The following is a 23,807-nucleotide window of genomic DNA, read 5'->3' as shown; positions in this document are numbered from 1 at the left end:
AATGACTCAGCTCGATAACCTGTCTCTGGTTCAGCGATTCATCCGTTTGCCGCTCGCCCAACGGCAAGCGTTCCTGCAAAAGCTGCACAGCAAAAACATGAGTTTTGCCGCGTTGCCGATTCCGGCGATGCGTGACGAGTTCGAGCATATCGGCCTGTCCTACGCCCAGGAGCGCCAGTGGTTCCTCTGGCAGTTGGACCCTCACAGCGCGGCCTACCATGTGCCGACGGCGCTGCGGTTGCGCGGTGCACTGGACGTGCCGGCGTTGCAGCGCAGCTTCGATGCATTGCTGGAGCGCCATGAGGTGCTGCGTACGGTGTTTGTCGACGGGCCGGAAGGGCCGCTGCAGGTTGCGCACGCATGCCTGAGCCTGCCGGTCACGACGGTGGTGCTGGAAGCGGTGCCGGACGCCGCAGCGCTCAAGGCGTTGATTGACACTGAAATCACTGCGCTGTTCGACTTGCAGCAGGGCCCGCTGTTGCGGGTCAAGCTGTTGCAACTGGCACCGGACGACCACGTGCTGGTGCTCACCCAGCACCACATCATTTGTGACGGCGCATCGGCGCAGATCATGGTTCACGACCTGGTCAAACTCTATGCTGCCCACAGCACCGGCCAGGCGCCGGACCTGCAGGCGCTGCCGATTCAATACGCCGACTATGCGATCTGGCAGCGCAAATGGATGGAAGCCGGCGAGCTTGCGCGGCAATTGGGTTACTGGACCGAACGCCTGGGTGATGGCGGTGAAGTGCTGCCTTTGCCTGCTGACCGCGCCCGTCCGGCGGTGCAGAGTTACCGCGGTGCGCGGCTGGACCTCGCCATCGATGCCGGGCTGACCGAACGCCTCAAGCGCGTGGCCCAGCGCGAAGGCTGCACCTTGTTCATGCTGTTGCTCGCCTCATTCCAGGTATTGCTGCACCGTTACAGCGGCCAGTCGGACATCCGCGTGGGCGTGCCGGTGGCCAACCGCAACCGTCTTGAAACCGAAGGCCTGATTGGTTTCTTCGTCAATACCCAGGTGCTGGATGCGCGGATTCAGGGGGCAATGCCTTTCGATCAATTGCTGGCGCAGGTCAAGCAGGCTTCGCTGGGCGCCCAGGCTCACCAGGATTTGCCGTTCGAGCAATTGGTGCAAGCCCTCGCACCGGACCGACACATGAGCCACAGTCCGTTGTTCCAGGTGATGTTCAATCACCAGAGCGGCGATGCCGCCCAAGCGTTGCAACTGCCAGGCTTGCATGTCGAGAGCCTGGATTGGAGCTCGCACACGGCGCAATTCGATCTGACCCTTGGCACGCACGAGACCCAGGGCGCATTGGCCGCCACATTCACCTATGCCACTGATTTATTCGACACTGGCACCATCGAACGCCTGGCCGCTCACTGGCTGAACCTGCTGCAAGGTATCGTCGCCGATCCGCAACGGCGCATCGGGGAATTGCCGCTGCTGGACGCGACCGAGCAACAGCACAACATCGCCCAGTGGAACCCCGGCCCGCGCAGCTTCCCAAGCGACACCTGCGCCCATCAACTGATCGCCGAGCAGGCCCGTCAACGGCCTGACGCCGTGGCCCTGCGTTGCAACGGCCAGACCCTGACCTACGCCGAACTGAATGCCCAGGCCAACCGCCGTGCGCATCAGTTGATCGCTCACGGCGTGGGGCCGGACGTGCTTGTGGGCCTGGCCGCGGAGCGGGGTATCGAGATGATCGTCGGCCTGCTGGCGATCCTCAAGGCCGGCGGCGCCTATGTGCCGCTCGACCCAACCTACCCGCAGGACCGCCTGGCCTACATGATGCAAGACAGCGGCATCCAGCTGCTGCTGGCCCAGGCGTCGCTGGCTGGTCAATTACCGGTGCCTGACGGCGTGAAAACCCTGCTGCTGGATACCGACGTCAGCGCCTTTGCCGACAGCGACCCGCAAGTCGTCGTGGATCCTTCGAACCTCGCCTACGTGATCTACACCTCCGGTTCCACCGGCAATCCCAAAGGCACCTTGCTCGCGCACCACAATATCCTGCGTCTGTTCGCGGCCACTGAACCGTGGTTCGGCTTCGGCCCGCAGGACGTCTGGAGCCTGTTTCACTCCTATGCTTTCGACTTCTCGGTCTGGGAAATTTTCGGTGCACTGCTGCACGGTGGCGAACTGCTGATCGTGCCGTACGACGTCAGCCGCTCGCCCCAGGAATTCCTCGACTTGTTGTGCGACGCGGGCGTCACGGTGCTCAACCAGACGCCGTCGGCGTTCAAGCAGTTGATGCACGTGGCTTGTACCGACTCCCGGGCCAATGCCCTGCGCTACGTGGTATTCGGCGGCGAGGCGCTGGACGTCAAGAGCCTGCGCCCATGGTTCGAACGGTTTGGCGACAGCGCGCCACAGCTGATCAACATGTACGGCATCACCGAAACCACGGTGCACGTCACCTACCGTCCGCTGTCGGTGGCTGATCTCGAGCTGGACGCCAGCAGTCCGATTGGCGAACCGATAGCCGACCTGTCGTGGTACCTGCTCGACGGTGAACTGAACCCGGTGGCCAAAGGCTGCATCGGTGAACTGTATGTTGGCCGCGCCGGCCTGGCCCGGGGCTACCTGAAGCGTGGCGACCTGACGGCACTGCGTTTTATTCCCGACCCGTTCGGCGAAAGCGGTGCGCGGTTGTACCGCACCGGTGACCTGGCGCAATACCGCAGCGACGGGGTGATCGAGTACATCGGCCGGATTGACCATCAGGTGAAAATCCGTGGCTTTCGTATCGAACTGGGTGAAATTGAAGCGCGCCTGAACGCCCTGGCGGCGGTGCGCGAAGCCGTGGTCTTGGCCCAGGAAGGGCTGAACGGCCAGCAATTGGTGGCTTACGTGATCCCGGCGCAAGGTGCCGAGGATGCAGGCGCCCTCAAGGCGCAGTTGAAAGCGGACCTGCCGGACTACATGGTACCGACGCACCTGCTGTTCCTGAATGAATGGCCACTGACCGCCAACGGCAAGCTCGACCGCAAGGCCCTGCCGCAGCCGGACGCAAGCCAGGTACAGCACGARTACGTGGCGCCGCAAAGCGCGCTGGAACAGCAAATCGCAACCGTCTGGCAAGACGTGCTGAAACTGGARCGGGTTGGCCTCACCGACAACTTCTTCGAACTGGGTGGCGACTCGATTATCTCGATTCAAGTGGTCAGCCGCGCCCGGCAGTCCGGCATGCGCTTTAGTCCAAAAGACCTGTTCCAGCACCAGACGGTGCAGGCATTGGCGACTGTCGCGCAGACCGGTGACCCGGTGCAGGTAATCGATCAGGCTGCGGTGCAGGGCCCGGCGTTGCTGCTACCGATTCAACAGGCTTACTTTGCCGACGCCATCCCGCAGCGTCATCACTACAACCAGTCGGTGCTGCTGCAACCGGCCCGTGCGCTGCAAGCGGCGCTGGTGGAGCAAGCATTGCAGGCGCTGGTGCTGCATCACGATGCGTTGCGGGTGATGTTCAACGAAAGCGCCGAAGGCTGGAGTGCCAGCCATCGCGACGCATCGATGCGCAATGATCTGTTATGGGTGCGCCCGGTGGCCGATGCTGGCGCGCTGGAAGTGCTGGCCAATCAAGCCCAGCGCAGCCTGAACCTGCAAACCGGACCCTTGCTGCGCGCCGTGTTGGCGACCCTGGACGATGGCACCCAGCGGCTGTTGCTGGTGATCCATCACCTGGCGGTGGACGGTGTGTCGTGGCGGATTCTGTTCGACGACCTGCAAACGGCCTACAACCAATTGCTCGCCGGGCAAGCCTTGCAATTGCCGGCCAAGACCAGCTCGGTCAAGACGTTTGCCGAACAGTTGCAAGCGCATGCACGCAGCGCGCAATTGCAGCAGCAGTTGGCCTACTGGCAGGCGCAACTGCAAGGTGCGCCGGCTGACCTGCCGTGCCTCAACCCCGAGGCGAGCCCACAGAACGGCCAGGCCGTCACTGTTCATACGCGTCTGGACAAACACCTGACGCGGCAACTGCTGCAGGAAGCGCCAGCCGCCTATCGCACTCAGGTCAACGACCTGTTGCTGACCGCCCTGGCGCGGGTGGTCTGCCGTTGGACCGGGCATGCAAGTACCTTGATCCAGCTTGAAGGCCATGGTCGCGAAGAGTTGTTTGCCAACATCGACCTGACGCGCACCGTGGGGTGGTTCACCAGTATGTTCCCGGTCCAGTTGTCGCCGGCGGCGGCACTCGGGGACTCGATCAAGTCGATCAAGCAAGGGTTGCGATCGATCCCGGACAAGGGGGTGGGTTTCGGCGCGCTGCGCTTCCTCGGTGACGAGGCCAGCCGGTCAGCCTTGCAAGCGCTGCCGGTGCCGCGCATTACCTTCAACTACCTGGGGCAGTTCGACGCCAGCTTCGATAAGGAACAGGGCGCGTTGTTCAGCCCGGCCAGCGAAAGCGCCGGTGAAGAGCAAAGCGCGATGGCGCCCCTGGGCAATTGGCTGAGCCTCAACGGGCGGGTATTTGATGGCGCACTGAGCCTGGGCTGGACGTTCAGCCACCAACAGTTCGAGCAGGCCACCATCCAGCAACTGGCCGACGATTATGCCGTGGAACTGGCTCTGTTGATCGGTCATTGCTGCGATCCTGCAAACCATGGCATGACGCCTTCCGACTTCCCGCTGGCCAGCTTTACCCAACCGCAGCTCGATAACCTGGGCCTCGCCGCCCGTTCGGTGGATGACATCTACCCGCTGGCGCCGATGCAGCAGGGCATGCTGTTCCACAGCTTGTACGAACACGGCAGCGGTCAGTACATCAATCAGATGTGCCTGGACATCGACGGTCTCGACCCACAGCGTTTCGAAGATGCCTGGCAGGCGGCGGTCGACGCCCATGACATTTTGCGCAGCAGTTTCATCTGGGAAGGCAGCGAGCAACCGGTGCAGGTGGTGCATAAACAGGTGCGCGTACCCTTCACCGCGCTGGATTGGAGCACACGCACGGATGCCCCGCAGGCCCTCGTCGAGTTGGCGTCCAGCGAGCGCGACCAGGGTTTCGACCTCGCCCTCGCGCCGCTGCTGCGGCTGGTGCTGGTCAAGACCGCTGAACAGCGTTATCACCTGATTTATACCCATCACCACATTCTGATGGACGGCTGGAGCAACTCGCAGCTGCTGGGCGAGGTGTTGCAACGTTACGATGGCCAGGTGCTGCCGCGCCCGGCGGGCCGCTATCGTGACTACATCGCCTGGCTGCAAGGGCGTGATGCCAAGGCCAGTGAAACGTTCTGGCGTGCGCAACTGCACGCGCTCGACGCGCCGACGCGCCTCGCCGAAAACCGTTTCGCCGCGCCGCAGCCGGCTGTCGAAACCAGCCATGCCAGCCTGTATCACTCACTGTCCCAACAGCAGACCCAGCGCCTGGGCGAATTCGCCCGCCAGCAAAAGGTCACCCTCAATACCGTGGTCCAGGCGGCCTGGTTGCTGCTCCTGCAACATTACACCGGGCATGACACGGTGGCCTTCGGCGCCACGGTGTCCGGACGCCCCGGCGAACTCAAAGGCGTCGAACAGCAGATAGGCCTGTTCATCAATACCTTGCCGGTGATTGCCAGCCCCCGGCCGGAACAATCGGTCACCAGCCTGCTGCAACAGCTTCAGGCCCGCAACGTTGCGTTGCGCGAGCATGAACACACGCCGCTGTTCGAGATTCAGCGCTGGGCCGGGCAGGGCGGTGAAGGCCTGTTCGACACGCTGCTGGTGTTCGAAAACTACCCGCTGGCCGAGGCCCTGCAAGCGCAGGCACCGTCAGGCCTGAGCTTCGGCACGGTGGGTAATCAGGAACAGACTAATTTCCCGTTGACCCTGGCCGTTAATCTCAATGAGACCCTGAGCCTGCACTTCACTTATGCCCATGCTGCGTTCCATACACATACAATCCAGCGCCTGGCTGAGCAGGTGGAGCACGTGCTCGCACAGATGGTGAGCCTGGCCGCCGACCGTAGCCTGGGCGATATCGACCTGGTTGGCGCGGCGACGCGCACCGTGCTGTTGCGCGACTGGAATGCCACGGCAGTGCCGGCCACCGACCCACGCCACGTTCATCAATGGTTCGAGTCCCAGGCTCGACGCACGCCTGATGCGCCGGCCCTGTTGGCCGATCAAGCGTCGCTGACCTATGCCCAGCTCAACCTGCGCGCCAATCGCCTGGCTCATGCGTTGATCGAGCGGGGTGTAGGCCCGGACGTGTTGGTGGGGCTGTGCATGCCGCGCAGCGTGCAGATGGTCGTCGGGCTACTGGCGATCCTCAAGGCCGGTGGTGCCTATGTACCGCTGGACCCCGCTTATCCACAGGATCGCTTGATGTACATGGTCGAGGACAGCGGCATTGCCTTGCTGTTGACCGAAACCAGCGTACAGCCGTACTTCGCTGACGTGGCCGTGGACTGCCTGCTGCTGGACGCACTGCCCGAGCGGTTCGATGGCTACGGCGAGCATGAGCCTTCGGTAACCGTCGACAGCCAGAACCTCGCCTATGTGATCTATACCTCCGGTTCCACCGGGAAACCCAAAGGCGTGACGATTCGCCATGGCGCCCTGAGCAACCATATGGAATGGATGCAGGGTTGCCTGAAGCTGAATCACAGTGACCGTGTCCTGCAGAAGACCGCCATCAGTTTCGACGCCTCGGTGTGGGAGTTCTGGTTGCCACTGATGAGCGGCGCGCAACTGGTATTGGCCGCGCCGCAATTGAACCTGGACTTGACCACCTTGTGGGTCGAGGTGGAGCGTTGGGGGATCAGTGTGCTGCAAATGGCGCCATCGTTGCTGCAGGCGCTGTTGCCGCTGGCGACCCGTGAACACCTGGCCTCCTTGCGCCTGCTGCTGTGCGGCGGCGAAGCGCTGAGTGCGCACCTTTCCCGCCAGGTCCTGGGCCTCTTCGATGGCGAGCTGCGCAATCTTTATGGCCCCACGGAGGCCACGATTGATACCAGCAGCCATGCCGTGGCGGCCACTGTCGAAGACGACGGGCGAATCATCGCCATCGGTCGTCCGATCAACAACGTATGCACCTATGTGCTGGACGGCGCCTTGCAGCCTTGCGCCGTGGGGGCGATTGGCGAGTTGTACATCGGTGGTGAATCCCTGGCCCGTGGTTATCACCAGCGTCCAGGGCTGACCGCCGAGCGCTTCGTTCCCGATCCGTTTGGCGAGTCGGCCGCTGCACGCCTGTATCGCACCGGCGACCTGGTGCGCCACGCCGAAAATGGCGTAATCGAATACATCGGCCGGATTGACCATCAGGTGAAAATCCGTGGCCTGCGCATTGAGCTGGGTGAAATCGAAGCCCGCCTCCACGCTCAACCTGAAGTACGAGATGCGGTAGTGCTGGCTCGGGAAACGGCGACCGGCACGAGCCTGGTGGGTTGGCTTGTCAGCCAGGACAGCAGCCTGGATAGGGCGGCCGAGGCGCGCTTGAGTGAACAGCTCAAGGCGCGGCTGGCACAACAGATGCCGGACTTCATGGTGCCCACCCATCTGGTCTTCCTCGATCAACTGCCGCTTACACCCAACGGCAAACTCGACCGCAAGGCACTGCCCGCGCCGGATAACCGCGCGCTGCATTCGGCTTACCTGGCGCCGCAAAGCGATCTGGAATGCAAGGTCGCGGCCATCTGGCAAGGCGTGCTCAACGTTGAGCAGGTCGGTCTGGCGGATGATTTCTTCGAGCTGGGCGGGCATTCGCTGCTGGTGGTGAATGTGGTGTCGCGCCTGCAGCTCGAACTGGGCATGAAGTTAACGCCCCAATTGATATTCCAATTTCCGGTCCTCGGTGCGTTTGTCGCGCAACTGGAGCAGACCGGCACGTCAATGAGCACGTCAAAATTGAGCAAGCTTGAAGCGCTGCTTGATGAATTCGAGGAGGTTTGATGGACACCGCTGTCGCACAACGTATTGCCAGGCGCTTCATAACGCTGCCGCTGGAAAAACGCCGTCTTTACCTGCAGAAAATGCTCGAAGAGGACGTTTCCCCGGCGAACCTGCCGATTCCGCCTGTCAGTGCCGAGTTCGACACGTTGTCATTGTCCTTTGCCCAGGAGCGTCAATGGTTCTTGTGGCAGCTGGACCCGGAAAGCGCGGCTTATCACATGCCTACGGCCCTGCGCTTGCGCGGTCCATTGGACATTGCGGCGCTGCAACAGAGTTTCAGTGCGCTGGTCGCGCGCCATGAGAGCCTGCGTACCACCTTCGTGGTGCACGGCGAGCAAGTGGTGCAGCAAGTGCAGGAGGCTGCACCGGTAAGTCTGCAGGTGCAGCCTCTGGCCCAGGTGCCGGATGCGGCGCAACTGCGGCATTTGATCGAAGACGAGACGCGCCGGCTGTTCGACTTGCAGCAGGGGCCCTTGTTGCGTACGTGCCTGTTGCAACTGGGCGCGGATGACCATGTGCTGATTGTCACCTTGCACCACATCGTTTCCGATGGCTGGTCGATGCAGGTAATGGTCGAGGAGTTGGTCAAGGGTTACGCCGCGTTCAGTCGAGGGTTGAGCCTGGAACTGCCAGCGTTGCCGATTCAATACAGCGACTACGCCATCTGGCAGCGGCACTGGATGGAGGCCGGCGAGCGGGAGCGGCAGTTGCAATACTGGACCGCGCAACTGGGCGGCGAGCAGCCGGTGCTTGAGCTCCCGACTGACGTTGCGCGCCCGGCCGTGATGAGCTATCGCGGTGCCCGGCTGGAGTTGGATATCGACACCGCGCTGGCCTGTGGCCTCAAGCAGATGGCCCAGCGCGAAGGGGTCAGTCTGTTCATGATCCTGCTGGCCTCCTACCAGGCCTTGCTGCATCGCTACAGCGGGCAGAACGACATTCGGGTTGGCGTGCCGACCGCGAACCGTAACCGGGTGGAGACCGAGGGGTTGATCGGCTTTTTCGTCAACACCCAAGTGCTCAAGAGTGAGGTCGACAGCCAGGGCTCCTTCAGTGCCTTGCTGCAACAGGTCAAGCAGACTGCGCTGGATGCCCAGGCGCATCAGGACCTGCCGTTCGAGCAACTGGTGGAAGCCTTGCAGCCGCAACGCAACCTGAGCCACAGCCCGCTGTTTCAAGTGATGTTCAACCACCAGACCCAAGGCCCGGCGGGCGAGGGGCCGGCCGGTGAATTGAAGGTCGAGGGGCTGCGCTGGGATACCCATAGTGCACAGTTCGACTTGACCCTGGAAACCATGGAGCGCCCCGATGGGCTGTCTGCGGCGCTGATCTATGCCACGGATCTGTTCGGTGCAGACACGGTTGCGCGGATGGCCGGGCACTGGCAAAACCTGCTGCAGGCAATCATCGCGAACCCGGCACAAAGCATCGGTGAGCTGCCGTTGCTTGACGCTGAACAGCGCCAAGCGCAGCTCGACGATTGCGTCCGCACGTCGGTAGCCACCCCGCAGGCGGGTTATGTTCATCGATTGTTCGAGGCACAGGTGGCCCGCTCGCCGGAGGCGCAGGCGCTGGTCATCAATGGCCAGCGCTTGAGCTACGGGCAACTCAATACCCGGGCCAATCAGTTGGCGGTGGAGCTGCAACGTCACGGGGTGGGCGCGGGTGTGCTGGTGGGCATTGCCGTCGAACGCAGCCCGCACATGCTGATCGGGTTGTTGGCAATCCTCAAGGCCGGCGGCGCCTATCTGCCCCTCGATCCCGCGTTCCCGCAGGATCGCCTCGCCTACATGATTGAGGACAGTGGCATCGACCTGTTGCTGACCCAACATTCACTGCTCAGCCAGATCCCGGTGCCTGACACGGTCACTACGCTGGTGCTGGATCAACCGGGCAATTGGCTTGACGGCCATGCCGGTGACGATCTGCCAACCCGGCTGGATCCGGAGCACCTGGCTTATGTCATCTACACGTCTGGCTCCACCGGCCAGCCGAAAGGGGTGATGGTGCGACATGGCGCCCTGACCAACTTTGTCGCAAGCATGGCCAGGGTGCCGGGCATGACCGCCCAGGATCGGGCGTTGTCACTGACCACGTTCTCGTTTGATATTTTCGGCCTGGAAATCTACGTACCCCTGATGGTCGGCGCGTGCATCGTGCTGACCGGCCAGGAGGTGGCGCAGGACCCGTACGCAGTGCTGGCCCTGATCGACGCCGAACAGGTCAACGTGGTGCAGGCAACTCCCTCGACCTGGCGCATGTTGCTCGACAATGAACAGGCCCACGTGCTCCAGGGGTGCACGTGCCTGTGCGGCGGCGAGGCGTTGCCCCAGGAACTGGCGGTGCGCATGCTTGGCCTTGGCGGTGAAGTCTGGAATCTCTATGGCCCGACGGAAACCACGGTCTGGTCGGCGTTGCACCGGCTGCGTCCGCAGGCTGCGCAACCTTGGCTGGGCGGGCCAATCGACAACACATCGCTGTACATCGTCGGTGCAGACCTGATGCCGGTGCCCTATGGTGTTGCCGGCGAATTGCTGATCGGCGGGGACGGCCTGGCGCGGGGTTACTTCCAGCGCCCGGGATTGACCGCCGAACGTTTTGTTCCCCATCCGTTTTCCAGCACCGGCGAGCGGCTTTACCGCACCGGCGACCTCGCACGTCAGCGCCCGGACGGTATCCTCGAATACCTGGGGCGGATCGACCATCAGGTGAAAATTCGCGGTTTCCGCATCGAGCTCGGGGAAATCGAAGCGCGCCTGCTGGAGCAGGACGCTGTACGTGAAGCCGCGGTACTGGCCCAGGATGCCCCGGGCGGCCAGGCGTTGGTGGCGTATGTGGTCCCCGCCGCCGAATGGCAGGGCCTGGATGCCGACGGCCAGGGTCGCCTGCGCGACAGCCTGAACGCCCGGCTCAAGGCCAACTTGCCCGACTACATGGTGCCGGCGCATATGGTGCTGTTGCCAAGGTTCCCGCTGACCCCCAATGGCAAGCTGGACCGCAGGCAACTGCCCAAGCCCGATGCCAGCCAATGGCAGAAAACCTACGTGGCTGCGCAGACACCGGTGCAGCAAGCGGTGGCGGCGATCTGGGCCGAGGTGCTCAACGTGCCGCGGGTTGGCCTGAGTGACAACTTTTTCGAGCTGGGCGGCCATTCGCTGCTGGCGACCCAAATGGTTTCGCGGATTCGCCAGCAACTGCAAGTCCAGGTGCCTTTGCGCCTGCTGTTCGCCCATAACACCTTGCAAGCATTTGTCGAGGCGATGGCCCCGGCATCGTTGACTCCTGAACAGGCCATCCCGCGCGTTGCACGCGACCAGCCGCTTGCCCTGTCATATGCCCAGCAACGGCAATGGTTTTTGTGGCAATTGGAGCCCACCAGCAGCGCCTACCATATTCCCGCGGCCCTGCGTTTGCGCGGACACCTTGACCTGGCGGCCTTGCAACAGTGTTTTGACGCCCTGGTGGCGCGTCATGAGAGCTTGCGTACCCGGTTTGTGCTGGAGAACGAGCGTCCCGTACAACGGGTCGACGCGCCGGCACCGGTGGCGATTGCGCTTGAGTCGGCGGCTGCCGGGCTGGATGACCCTGGCCTGCGCGGCTTGATTGAAACTGAAACCCGCCAACTCTTTGATCTGCAGCGTGGGCCGTTGCTGCGGGTCAAGCTGTTGCAACTGGGCGCTGAAGATCACGTGCTGATCCTGACCCAGCACCACATCGTGTCGGATGCCTGGTCGATGCGGGTCATGATCGATGAGCTGATGCAGTTATACCGCGGCTTCAGTCAAGGCCAACCGGCGGCGTTGGCGGCACTGCCGATCCAGTATGCCGATTACGCACAGTGGCAGCGTCAGTGGCTGGCGGCGGGTGAGCAGCAACGTCAGCTCAGCTACTGGACAGAACAGTTGGGCGGCGAGCAACCGGTCCTTGAACTGCCAACCGACCATCCACGTCCGGTTCAGCAAAGCTATCGTGGGGCCCGGCTGCCGATCACCCTCGAGCCGTCCCTGGCCGAGAGTCTCAAGCGCCTGGCGCAGCAGCAAAACACCACACTGTTCATGCTGCTGCTGGCCGGCTTCCAGACCTTGTTGCACCGCTACAGCGGGCAGCAGGATATTCGCGTCGGGGTACCGATTGCCAACCGCAATCGCCTGGAAACCGAAGGGATGCTGGGTTTCTTCGTCAACACCCAGGTACTCCGGGCCGACATTGAGGGGCACCTGCGCTTTGACCAATTGCTTCATCAGGTCAAGCAGCGGGTACTGGGAGCACAGGCCCATCAGGACCTGCCGTTCGAGCAACTGGTGGAGCTGCTTGCACCTGCACGCAACCTGAGCCATACGCCATTGTTCCAGGCCATGTTCAACCATGCCAGTGATGCTCGTCGCGAGGCGATTGAACTGCCGGGGTTGAGCCTGGAGCAATTGACCTGGGATTCGGGCAGCGTGCAGTTCGACCTCTCCCTGGATACGTTCGAGTACAGCGAAGGCATCAGTGCCGCACTGTCCTATGCCTCTGACTTGTTTGAGCCAGCCACCGTCGCACGCCTGGGCGAACACTGGCTGAACCTGCTGCGCGCGATTGTGGCCAACCCCACCCAGCGCATCGCCGAATTACCGATGCTCGATGCGGTGCAGCGCCGGATGATGGTTGAGGACTGGAACCGCACGTTCGCCCACTACCCGAACCACCAGCCGGTGCACCACTTGATCGAAGCCCAGGTGGAGCGGGCCCCACATGCCGTGGCGTTGGTGTTCGAGGGGCAGTCGCTGACCTATGCCCAGCTCAACGCGCGGGCCAACCGATTGGCTCACGCCTTGATCGCGCGTGGCGTAGGCCCCGATGTGCTGGTGGGCATTGCACTGCACCGCAGCCTGGAAATGGTGGTGGGCCTGTTGGCGATCCTGAAGGCCGGCGGCGCCTATGTACCGCTGGACCCGGAATACCCGCCGGAACGCCTGTCCTACATGATCGACGACAGCGGCATCGAATGGTTGCTGACCCAGCAAGCACTGGTCGCAACCTTGCCGCTGCCGGAACGGGTGCGCACGCTGATACTCGATGGTGACGATGCCTGGCTGGCCGGTGAGGCGCAAGGCAACCCCGAGTCGCGGGCCGTCGCGCAAAACCTCGCCTATGTGATTTACACCTCCGGATCCACCGGCAAACCCAAAGGGGCTGGCAACAGCCACGGTGCCCTGACCAACCGGTTGTGCTGGATGCAACAGGCCTACGGGTTGCACGCCGACGACCGCGTGCTGCAAAAAACGCCGTTCAGCTTCGATGTGTCCGTCTGGGAGTTTTTCTGGCCGCTTATGACCGGCGTCCGCTTGGTCGTGGCGTCGCCTGGGGATCATCGCGATCCACAGAAGCTGGTCCAATTGATCGAGCGCGAAGGCATTACTACCCTGCATTTCGTCCCGTCGATGCTGCAAGCGTTCGTGCTGGATGCCAATGTCAGCCGCTGCACCAGCCTCACCCGTATCGTTTGCAGTGGCGAAGCGTTGCCGATCGATGCGCAGCAGCAGGTCTTCGCCAAGCTGCCGGGCGCGGGGCTGTTCAATCTCTACGGCCCTACCGAAGCCGCAATTGATGTCACCCACTGGACCTGTCGTGACGAGGGCCGTGACGCCGTGCCCATCGGCGAGCCGATTGCGAACTTGATGACCTACATTCTCGACGCCGAGCTCAACCCGGTGCCCTGCGGCGTCAACGGCGAACTGTACCTCAGCGGCCAGGGACTGGCGCGTGGGTACCACCGTCGCCCTGAGCTGACGGCCGAACGATTCGTGGCAAGCCCGTTTGTCGCGGGTGAACGGCTGTACCGCACGGGCGACTTGGCCCGTTACCGCGTTGACGGGGTGATTGATTACATTGGCCGTATCGACCATCAGGTGAAAATCCGCGGCTTTCGTATCGAGCTGGGTGAAATCGAGGCCCGTCTGCTGGAGCACGGGGCCGTGCGCGAAGCCGTGGTGGTGGCGCAGGACAGCCGCAACGGCAAAGCCCTGAGTGGCTACGTCGTTACCCAGCCTGGCGCCGCCAGCGACTGGCCGGCACTGCGCGAGGCGCTGACTGCGCATCTGCGCCAGACCCTGCCGGAACACATGGTGCCGACGCACCTGACGCCGCTGGAAAAAATGCCCCTGAGCCCCAACGGCAAACTCGACCGCAAGGCTCTCCCGGTGCCAGACATGGCTGAGGTACAGCAGGACTTCGTGGCTCCCGCCAATGCAGTCGAAAGTGCCCTGGTCGAGATCTGGCAAGCCGTGCTCGGCGTGGCCCGGGTGGGCACTGCCGATAACTTCTTCGCCTTGGGCGGTGACTCGATCAATTCGATTCAAGTGGTCAGCCGTGCACGTCAGCAGGGAATCGGCCTGGCCCCCAAGGACCTGTTCCTGCACCAGAACATCCAGGCGCTGGCCCGGGCTGCGAGCGCCGATCAAGCCGCAACGATCGATCAGGGGCCGGTCAGCGGTGACAGCCATCTGGTTCCGATGCAGCACTGGTTCTTCGCCAATGACATGGCGCACCGTGACCACTGGAACCAGTCGCTGATGCTGACCCCGCGCGAGCCATTGGACGGCGCATGTCTGCAGCAGGCCCTTGAGCACGTGGTGGCCCATCATGACGCCTTGCGCTTGCGCTTCGTGCAATCGGGCGATGGTACCTGGCAGGCCAGCCATGAGGCCGTCGGCGCACAACCGGTAGGCCTCTGGCAGCGCCAGGCAGAGAACGCCGATGAGATCATCGCCATTGCCAACCAGGCGCAACGCAGCCTCGACCTGCAACACGGCCCGCTGCTGCGTTGCAGCCTGATCGCAGTGCAGGACGGCAGTTCGCGCCTGCATCTGGCGATTCACCATCTGGTGATGGACGGTGTGTCGTGGCGCGTGCTGCTGGAAGACTTGCAAACGGCCTACCGGCAGCTGGCGGTAAACCAGCCTGTGGTGTTGCCACCCAAGTCCACCGCGTTCAAGGCGTGGGCCGAGCAGTTGCAGGGCTACGCCCACAGCGAAGGGCTGGCTCGGGAGTTGAGTTACTGGACCGGGCAACAGGCCCATGCGTTGCCGGAACTGCCACGGGCGCGGCCTGAGGGCAGCCAGGCTTCGGTGCATGGCCATTCGGTCAACACGCGTCTGGATACAGAACAGACTCGGCGCCTGCTCAAGCAGGCACCGTCGGCCTATCGCACCCAGGTCAACGACCTTTTGCTCAGTGCCCTGGCGCAGGTGATTTGCCAGTGGACTGCGCAACCTGCGTGCCTGGTGCAACTGGAAGGCCATGGCCGTGAGGAACTGTTCGGCGACGTCGACCTGAGCCGCACGTTGGGCTGGTTCACCAGCCTGTTCCCGGTGGTATTGACCCCATCGGTGCACGCGGCAGACACCATCAAGGGCATCAAGGAACAGCTGCGCGCGGTGCCGAACAAGGGCCTGGGTTATGGCGTGCTGCGTTACCTCGGTGCAGAGGATGTCCGCTCGCGTCTGGCGAAACTCGCGCAGGCCCGGATTACCTTCAACTACCTCGGCCAGTTCGACCAGAGCTTTGATGAGCAGGCGTTATTCGCGCCGAGCGAGGAGGGCAGCGGGGCTGGGCACGCTGATGACGTGGCGCTGGGCAACTGGCTGACCATCGATGGCCGGGTGTACAACGGCCAGTTGTCCCTGGACTGGACCTTCAGCCGCGACGTTTTTGATGAGGCCACCGTCCAGCAATTGGCCGATGCCTACGGCGTCGCGTTGCAGGCACTGATCGAGCATTGCTGCGGCGAAGAGCATCAGGGCCTGACGCCGTCTGACTTCCCGCTGGCCCGTTTGACCCAGGCGCACCTTGACGGCTTGCCGGTGCCCGTGGCGCAGGTGCAAGACGTCTATGCGTTGTCACCGATGCAAGAAGGCATGCTGTTCCACACCCTGGCCGACGACAGCAGCGGTTTGTATATCAACCAGATCAGCCTGCCGGTACACGGGCTGGATACCGAACGCTTCGCCGCAGCCTGGCAATCGGTGATTGAGCGTGAGGACATTCTGCGGACCAGCTTTCACTGGCAGGATGGCTTGAGCGCCCCGGTGCAAATTGTCCACCGCCAGGCCGAATTGCCGCTGCTGATCGAAGACTGGCGCGGCCGGGACATCAGCGAACAGGCGATCGGCGAGCGCGCAACGGCTGATTACCTGCAAGGGTTCGATCTGGCCCGTGCGCCGTTGCAGCGTGTGCTGTTGCTGCGGCTTGAGGACGACCGCTACCAGATGATCTGGACCTGCCATCACATCCTGATGGACGGCTGGAGCAGTTCGCGACTGTTTGGCGAGGTAATGCAGTTTTATGCCCAGGGCCACGTGCCGACACGCAACGGTCGTTACCGCGAGTTCATCGAATGGCTGCAACGCCAGGATCAACGGGCGCTGGAGGGCTTCTGGAGAAGCCGTCTTGCAACGCTGGAGCAGGCCACTTCGCTGAACCAGGCGATGTTCCCGCGGCATGTCGAGGATTTGCCCGGGCACCAAGCGCTTTACTCACGTTGGGATGCGGTGCAAACCGCACGCCTGCAACAGGCTTGCCGCGCCTTGCAAATCACCCCCAACACGCTGATCCAGGGCGCGTGGCTGTTGTTGCTGCAACGCTTTACCGGGCAGAACACTGTGGTGTTCGGTGCCACCGTGGCTGGCCGTCCTGCGGGGTTGGCCAATGCCGACAACATCCTGGGGCTGTTCATCAATACGCTACCGGTGATCCAGACCCTGGAACCCGCGCAGCCGCTGGATCAGTGGCTGCAAGCGTTGCAGGCCTGCAACATGGACATCCGTGAGTACGCACACGCGCCGCTGGCGGATATCCAGCGCTGGTCGGGGCTGGGTGGGCAAGGGCTGTTCGACAGCATCATCGTGTTTGAAAACTACCCGATCGATGAGCGCCTGGGTGAGCAACAGGACACCGGCCTGAGTTTCGGCGAGTCGCGTAACCATGACGTGACCAACTTTGCGATGGACCTGGCGGTCAATCTCGGCGAACAGTTGTCGATCGAATATCTGTTCCTGCGCAATGCCTTCAGTGTCGAGGCGGTAGAGCAGATTCGCCGCTGCATGGAAGACACCCTCGAGGCCATGATCGTTACGCCGACGGCGCGCCTGGGCAACCTTCAGCGCCTTGGGGCCGAGCAGTGGCGAGCCTTTGAGCAGTGGAGTGCGGCGCCGAATGCCAGCTATCACGCGCAGCTCTTGCCGGAACTGATCGCACGCCATGCCGATTCGCGTGGCGAGGCGACGGCACTGGTGTGTGGGGGCGATTCGCTGAGCTACGGTGAGCTGGAACGTCGAGCCAATGGCCTGGCCCATCGCTTGATCGAGCTGGGGGCTGGGCCGGAAGTGGTGGTCGGGGTGGCCCTGGAGCGCTCCGTCGAGATGATCGTGGCGTTACTGGCGGTGATGAAAAGCGGCGCGGCTTATGTGCCGTTGGACATCGACTATCCGCCCGAACGCCTGGCGTTCATGATGCAAGACTCGGCGATGGCGCTGTTGCTGACCCATAGCCAGGTGCAGGCGCGCCTTCCGGCGGTGGAAGGCCTGGCGCAGCTGGCCATCGACACGTTTGACCGCGCCGGCTACAGCGACACGCCGCCCGCCAGCAGTTTGCTGGGCGCCAATCTGGCCTACTTGATTTATACCTCGGGCTCCACCGGTCGGCCGAAAGGCGTGGCAGTGGCGCATGGGCCGATGAGCATGCATTGCCAGGCCATCGCCGGGCTGTATGACATGGATGAGCGCACCCGCGAGCTGCATTTCATGTCGTTTGCCTTCGACGGCGCTCATGAGCGCTGGCTCAGTACGCTATTGAGCGGGGGCACGCTGGTGATCCGCGATGCCAGCCTGTGGACACCGGAGCAGACCTTCGACGCCTTGCATCAACACGGCATCACGATTGCCTGTTTCCCGCCGGCCTACCTCAAGCAGTTGGCCGAGTACGCGGCCCATAGCCAACAGGAACCACCCGCGGTACGGGTGTATTGCTTCGGTGGCGATGCGGTGCCGGACCAGACCTTCGAACAAGTGAAAGCGGCACTGCGTCCACAGTTCTTTACCAACGGCTATGGCCCCACCGAAACCGTGGTCACGCCGATGCTCTGGAAGGTCCCGGTCGACACCCGGTGCGAGGCTGCCTATGCGCCGATCGGGCGTGCTGTCGGCGAGCGCGCGCTGTACGTGCTGGACGAAGACCTCAACCCGCTGCCGCCGGGGATTGCCGGTGAGCTCTACATCGGCGGTCAGGGCATTGCCCGCGGCTATTACCGTCGTCCGGACCTGAGTGCCGAGCGCTTTGTGCCGGACCCGTTCGGGTCGCCGGGCGATCGTCTCTACCGCAGCGGCGACCTGGTACGCCAGCGTGTTGATGGTGTGCTTGATTACGTCGGGCGTATTGACCACCAGATCAAGGTCCGGGGCTTTCGCATTGAACTGGGGGAAATCGAGGCGAGCCTGCGGCAACTGGACGATGTCAGTGACGCGTTGGTGATCGCCCGTGACAGTGCGTCGGGCAAGCAACTGATCGGTTATGTGGTGACGCCCGATGGCATGGCCATCGGTGATCGCCTCAAGGCGGACTTGCGCGCGCAATTGCCGGATTACATGGTGCCCACCCAGGTCATCTGCATGGCGGCGCTGCCTGTCACGCCCAACGGCAAGCTGGATCGCCAGGCCTTGCCGGAGCCTGAATTCAAGGGCGGCGAGTATGTTCCCGGCCGTACTCGTGACGAGCAACTGCTGGCACAGGTCTGGGCTGATGTGTTGCAAGTGGAGCGCGTGGGCATCACCGACAACTTCTTCGAGTTGGGCGGTGACTCGATCCTCAGCCTGCAAGTCGTCTCGCGGGTACGCAACCACCCTGAACTGAAGATGGACCTCAAGCTGCGGGACCTGATGCGCGGGCAGACCATCGAGGCGATTTTCGAGCAGCGTTCAAGCACCGTCGCCACGCTGATCGAGGATGTTTCGCAGGTGGCCGCCGAGGGCCAGTTCAACCTGATTCCGATCCAGCAGTGGCTGTTCGACCAGCGTATGAGCGAGCCGCACCATTACAACCAGGCATTGATGCTGCGTGCACGCCAGGCGCTGAATCTGCCGGCGCTGGAGCTGGCATTGCGCTGCATGTTGAAGCAGCACGACGCCCTGCGCCTGCGCTTTCGTGAGGTGGGCGCACGCTATTACCAGCATTACCAGCCGCTGGAGGACATGCAGGCGCAATGGGCCACTGAGCCCTTGTTATGGCAACACACCGTGGCCGATGAGGCGGAGCTTGAGCTGTACGCCGAACAGGTACAGCGCAGCCTGGACCTGCAAGACGGGCCGGTGTGGCGTACCGCTCATGTGACGTTGGGCAATGGCCAGGTGCGGGTATTGATGGTGATCCATCATTTGGTGATCGACACCGTTTCCTGGCGTTTGCTGCTGCAGGATTTGCAGGTCGCTTATGAGGCTTACCGCAATGGCCAGGCGCCGGCCCTGCCGATTCGTACCAGCAGCTACCGGGCCTGGGCCGAGGGGCTGCAAGCGTACGCGGCGAATTATTCGGCGCAGGAGCAAGCCTGGTGGCTTGAGCAGATCGACCAGCCGGGCAGTGAGCTGCCGTGCGATAACCCGCGTGGCAAGAACCAGGTGCAGTACCAGTCGGTCGCGCTGATGGGCCTGTCGCAGGAGCATACCCAGCAGTTGCTCAAGCAAGTGCCTGCGGTCTACCAGACGCAGATCAACGATGTGTTGCTCGCCGCGCTGAGCCGGGTGTTGTGCCGCTGGAGCGGGCAGCCTTCGGTATTGATCCAGCTCGAAGGCCATGGCCGCGAAGACCTGGTCAAGGACATCGACCTGAGCCGCAGCCTGGGCTGGTTCACCAGCATGTTCCCGGTGCGCCTGGCACCCGGTGCCGGGGCTGATATCGGGAGCTCGGTGCGTGCGGTGCAGCGGCAATTGGCGGCCGTACCGAACAAGGGCCTGGGCTACGGCATCCTGCGTCACATGAGCGGTGTGTCGATGGCCGATACCTTGCGCCTGGCACCCCAGGCGCGTGTCACCTTCAACTACCTGGGGCAGTTCGACCAGAGCTTCGATGACAAGGCGATGCTGGTGCCGGCTCAGGAGAGCTATGGCAGTTGCTACAGCCCGCAGGCGGCCCTGGGCAATTGGCTGGAAGTGGTGGGGCAGGTGTATGACGGACGCCTGGCGATGCGCTGTATTTTCAGCACGCGCCGCTACCGTGCCGAAACCGTCGAACAGTTGATGCGAGAGTACCAGGCCGAACTGGAGGCGCTGATCGAGCATTGCGTGGCACAAGCGGCTTAAGGATTGAGGCCGATCCATCGTTATACAAAGAGGGGCCCTTGTGGCTCCTCTTTCGTCTGTGGCTTTTTCATAAGGAAACCTGCGATGTCCTTGCATCCGGAACTCAATGCCTTCCTCGACCTGGCGCAAGAAAGCCAGGCGGACGGTCCTGGGCCGTTTCACCTGTCAACGCCCGCCCAGGCTCGTGAGGCGTTCGAGCGCACCACCGCGCAACTGCGCTGGCAGGCGCCTGCGCAGGTGCGCTGCAGCCACATCGAATTCACGGCACGCGATGGCGCGACGCTGGCGTTGCGTGTGTACCGTCCAGCTGACGTTTCGGCGCAGAGCCTGCCGGTGCTGGTGTACTTCCATGGCGGTGGCTACGTGGTCGGCAGCCTGGAATCCCATGACGGGGTGTGCCGCGAGTTCTGCGCCAGAACTCCGTGTGCGGTGGTTTCAGTGGGTTATCGACTGGCGCCGGAGCACAGGTTCCCGACGCCGCTGAACGATGGCGCCGATGCCCTGGCCTGGCTGGCCGATAACGCTGCAGCCGAGGGCCTGGACCTCACCCGCGTGGCTTTCGGTGGCGACAGTGTGGGGGCCACGCTGGCGACGGTGCTGGCGTTGCAGTCGGTGCTCGAGCCCGCGACGCTGGCAATTAAACCCTGCTGGCAACTGCTGTGCTATCCGGTGACGGACGCTTCTACCCATAGCCCGTCGACCGAGCTGTTCGGCGAGGGCTATCTGCTGGAGACCGAGACACTGGAATGGTTCTACCGGCATTACGCCCGGGAGGCGGCGGATCGTCTTGACTGGCGCTTCTCGCCGTTACTGGCGCCGGGGTACCCGGGCATGCCACCGGCGCTGATTGCGTTGGCCGGTCATGACCCGCTGCTGGATGAAGGGCGTGCCTATGCCCGACGGTTGCAGGAACAGGGGGTGGCGGTGGAAGTGATCGAGTACGCCGGGTTGATTCACGATTTCCTGCGCCTGCAGAGCGTGGTGCCGGATATCGACGAGGTGTACGCTCAATTGACCCAGGCATTGCGAGCCGCGCTGGCAGCTTGAGAACAGGCACAAAAAAACCGGGCCAGGCCCGGTTTTTTTGTGGGTGTCGGCTAGAAGTTGTACGTCACGTCAACCGAGGCGACGCGTTCCTGGCCGTAGTAGCAGCCGAACGAGTAGTTGCAGTGGGACACGTACTCGCGGTTGAACACGTTCTGCACGTTCAGGCTGGTCTCCACGCCACGCAGGCTTGGCGATACCTTGCTCAGGTCGTAGCTGACGGTGGTGTCATAGACCACAAAGCCCGGGACCTCGAACGAGTTGGCGGCATCACCGGGTTTGGGGCCGGTGTAGCGGGCGCCGGCACCGAAGGTCAGGCCATTGAGCACCGCCTGGGTGAAGTGGTAGTCAACCCACAGCGATGCCGAAACCGGTGCCTGTTGCTCGGTGCGGTTACCGGTGTTGCCGTAGTTGTTCTTGATGTAGAACGCGTCGAGGTAGGACGCAGCAGCCAGTACGTCGACGTTGGCAATCGACGATTTGACTTCCAGTTCAACACCGCGGGAGCGAACCTGGCCTTGCTGGACCGAGTACTGGGTGTACTCGTTATCCTGGCTCAACACGTTTTTCTGCTTGATCTGGTACACGGAAGCCGTGATCAGCGTCTTCTCGAACGGCTGGTACTTCACACCCACTTCGTACTGTTCGCCTTCGGTCGGCGCGAAGGCCTTGCCGCCACGTTCGGGCGCGGTAGTGCCAACGGTCGGCAGGAAGGATTCGGAGTAGCTGACGTACGGCGCCAGCCCGAAGTCGGTGACATAGGTCAGGCCGACACGGCCGGTGAACTTGTTGTCACGCTGTTCGGTGATGGAGTTTGCAATCAGGTCCTTGTTTTCAACTTCGGCCCAGTCCTGACGGCCACCAATGGTCAGGATCCACTTGTCCAGTTTGATCTGGTCCTGCAGGTAGACGCCGGTCTGGCGCACGGTGTTGTCCCACTTGGTGGTTTTTTCCGGGGTCACGCTGCTGGTGTCGTAGTTGTTGTTTTCGCCGTAGAGGTTGATCGGCAGTACGTTGTAGGCGTTGTAGCCGGTGTATTTGCGGTTGAAGTTGCGATAGTCCAGGCCGACCAGGGTGGTGTGCTCCAGCGCGCCGGTGTTGAATTTGTATTCCAGGTTGTTATCGATGGTGTAGGCGGTGTTGTGCTGGCGCCAGTCGAGTTTGACACGGTTGGCCCGGGTCTGGTCGACCGCACCGGTGACTGCATCGGTGACGAAGCTGCGCAGGTAGAAGCCTTTGTAGTCGTCGCGTACGTCGGTGTAGCGGGCGGTGGAGCGACCTTTCAGGTTTTCGCTGAAGCTGTGGGTCAAGTCGTAGCCCAGGATGAACTGGTCACGTTTGTAGTCGTTGTATTTCGAGTCGCCGGAGAAGAAGTTGCGGTCGATGCGTTTGCCGTTGGGGCCGCGCTCGAGAGAGCCGATCATTGGCAACGCCTGATAGTCTTCCAGGCCTCGGTCCCGCTGGATCTGCGCCAGTACGGTCAGGGATGTGTCGTCGTTCGGGGCCCAGGTCAGGCTGGGTGCCAGCAGCATGCGTTCGCTGTGGGTATGATCGACCTGCTGGTTGCCTTTCTTCGCGACGCCGACGATGCGATAGCTGAACTCTTTCTGATCGTCGAGCGGGCCGCTGGTGTCGAATGCGCCGTTGACCCGGTTGTAGCTGCCGGCACCGATCTTGACCTCGCTGCGTTGTTCGGTGGTCGGTCGCTTGGAGACCATGTTGATCAGGCCGCCTGGCTGGTTCTGGCCAAAGAGCACCGACGATGGGCCCTTGAGCACTTCGATGCGCTCCAGGGTATACGGATCGATTTGCGGGGCGCCGCCGAGGCTGCCGGCATAGGGCAAGTAAGCGCCGTCCAGGTACAGCTGGGTAGGGGCGAAGCCACGGCTGGTGATTTCGTCGGCGATCGCATTGCGGTCGGTGAAGCCGCCGGTGTTCAGGCCTGGCGTGTAGCGCAAGGCCTGGGTCAGGTTGAGTGCGCCCTGGGTTTCGATCTGTTTAGCGGTGACCACGTTGACGGTTTGCGGGATTTCCAGGAGGGGCGTATCGGTCTTGGTGCCGGTGGCGCTGCGGGTGGCAACGTAGCCGTCCACGGGGCCGTAGGCCGATTCGACAGCCTGGCCACTGATGGTGGTGGCACCCAGCTCCAGTGAATCACCCGTTGCCCGGGCACGTACGGTGACGGTGTTGGCTTGAACGGTGAACACAGCGCCGGTCCCCACCAGCATCTGCGACAACGCCTGTTCAGGCGACAACCGGCCGCTCACCGGCTGGCTGTGCTGGCCCTTTACATCATCGGCGCTGTACAGCACTTGCATGTTCGACTGGGTGCCCAGCGCCTGCAGGGCGCTTGCCAGTGATTGTGCCGGGATATTGAAGTTGATCTCCTGGGCCTGAACCTGCGCACTGAACGGCAACGCCAGCGCCATGCTGAACGCGGTGGCGCTGAAGCCCGGCTGCAGCATACGGCGCATGAACAAGGCTTTGGTAAAACGTGGAATCCCCGCAATTGCTGACATTGTGCTCACTCTTACTGGTTTTAATGG

4 protein-coding genes are annotated in these 23,807 nt (G+C 62.7%); 3 read left to right on the top strand and 1 reads right to left on the bottom strand.

Annotated elements, in window-relative coordinates:
* The first annotated feature begins 1 nt into the window (after window position 1).
* The 3 genes from A462_RS18625 (at window position 2) to A462_RS18635 (ending at window position 21,264) form a co-directional block, all read left to right on the top strand.
* A complete protein-coding gene (locus A462_RS18625) occupies window positions 2-7,888 on the top strand; it encodes a non-ribosomal peptide synthetase (RefSeq protein ID WP_008434514.1) in 7,887 nt (2,628 codons plus the stop codon).
* Window positions 7,888-20,217: a non-ribosomal peptide synthase/polyketide synthase gene (locus tag A462_RS18630; RefSeq protein ID WP_008434512.1), complete on the top strand. Its 12,330-nt coding sequence runs from the start codon at window positions 7,888-7,890 to the stop codon at window positions 20,215-20,217. Before A462_RS18625 ends, A462_RS18630 begins: the two co-directional genes overlap by 1 nt.
* Window positions 20,218-20,301: 84 nt before the next feature.
* Window positions 20,302-21,264, top strand: coding sequence for an alpha/beta hydrolase (locus A462_RS18635; protein WP_008434510.1), 963 nt, complete (start codon window positions 20,302-20,304; stop codon window positions 21,262-21,264).
* Between the two features lie 50 nt (window positions 21,265-21,314).
* On the opposite strand, the gene A462_RS18640 is transcribed toward A462_RS18635, so the two are convergent.
* Window positions 21,315-23,780, bottom strand: coding sequence for a TonB-dependent siderophore receptor (locus A462_RS18640; RefSeq protein WP_008434507.1), 2,466 nt, complete (start codon window positions 23,778-23,780; stop codon window positions 21,315-21,317).
* Window positions 23,781-23,807: the final 27 nt, after the last annotated feature.

It is taken from the genome of Pseudomonas sp. Ag1 (genome assembly GCF_000278565.1).
GTDB lineage: Bacteria > Pseudomonadota > Gammaproteobacteria > Pseudomonadales > Pseudomonadaceae > Aquipseudomonas.
This window is presented reverse-complemented; position numbering and strand designations above follow the sequence as displayed.

Bases quoted from the DNA above. Each gene is read 5' to 3' on its own strand.
- A462_RS18640 (WP_008434507.1), bottom strand. From the start codon at position 23,780: ATGTCAGCAATTGCGGGGATTCCACGTTTTACCAAAGCCTTGTTCATG.
- A462_RS18635 (WP_008434510.1), top strand. From the start codon at position 20,302: ATGTCCTTGCATCCGGAACTCAATGCCTTCCTCGACCTGGCGCAAGAA.
- A462_RS18630 (WP_008434512.1), top strand. From the start codon at position 7,888: ATGGACACCGCTGTCGCACAACGTATTGCCAGGCGCTTCATAACGCTG.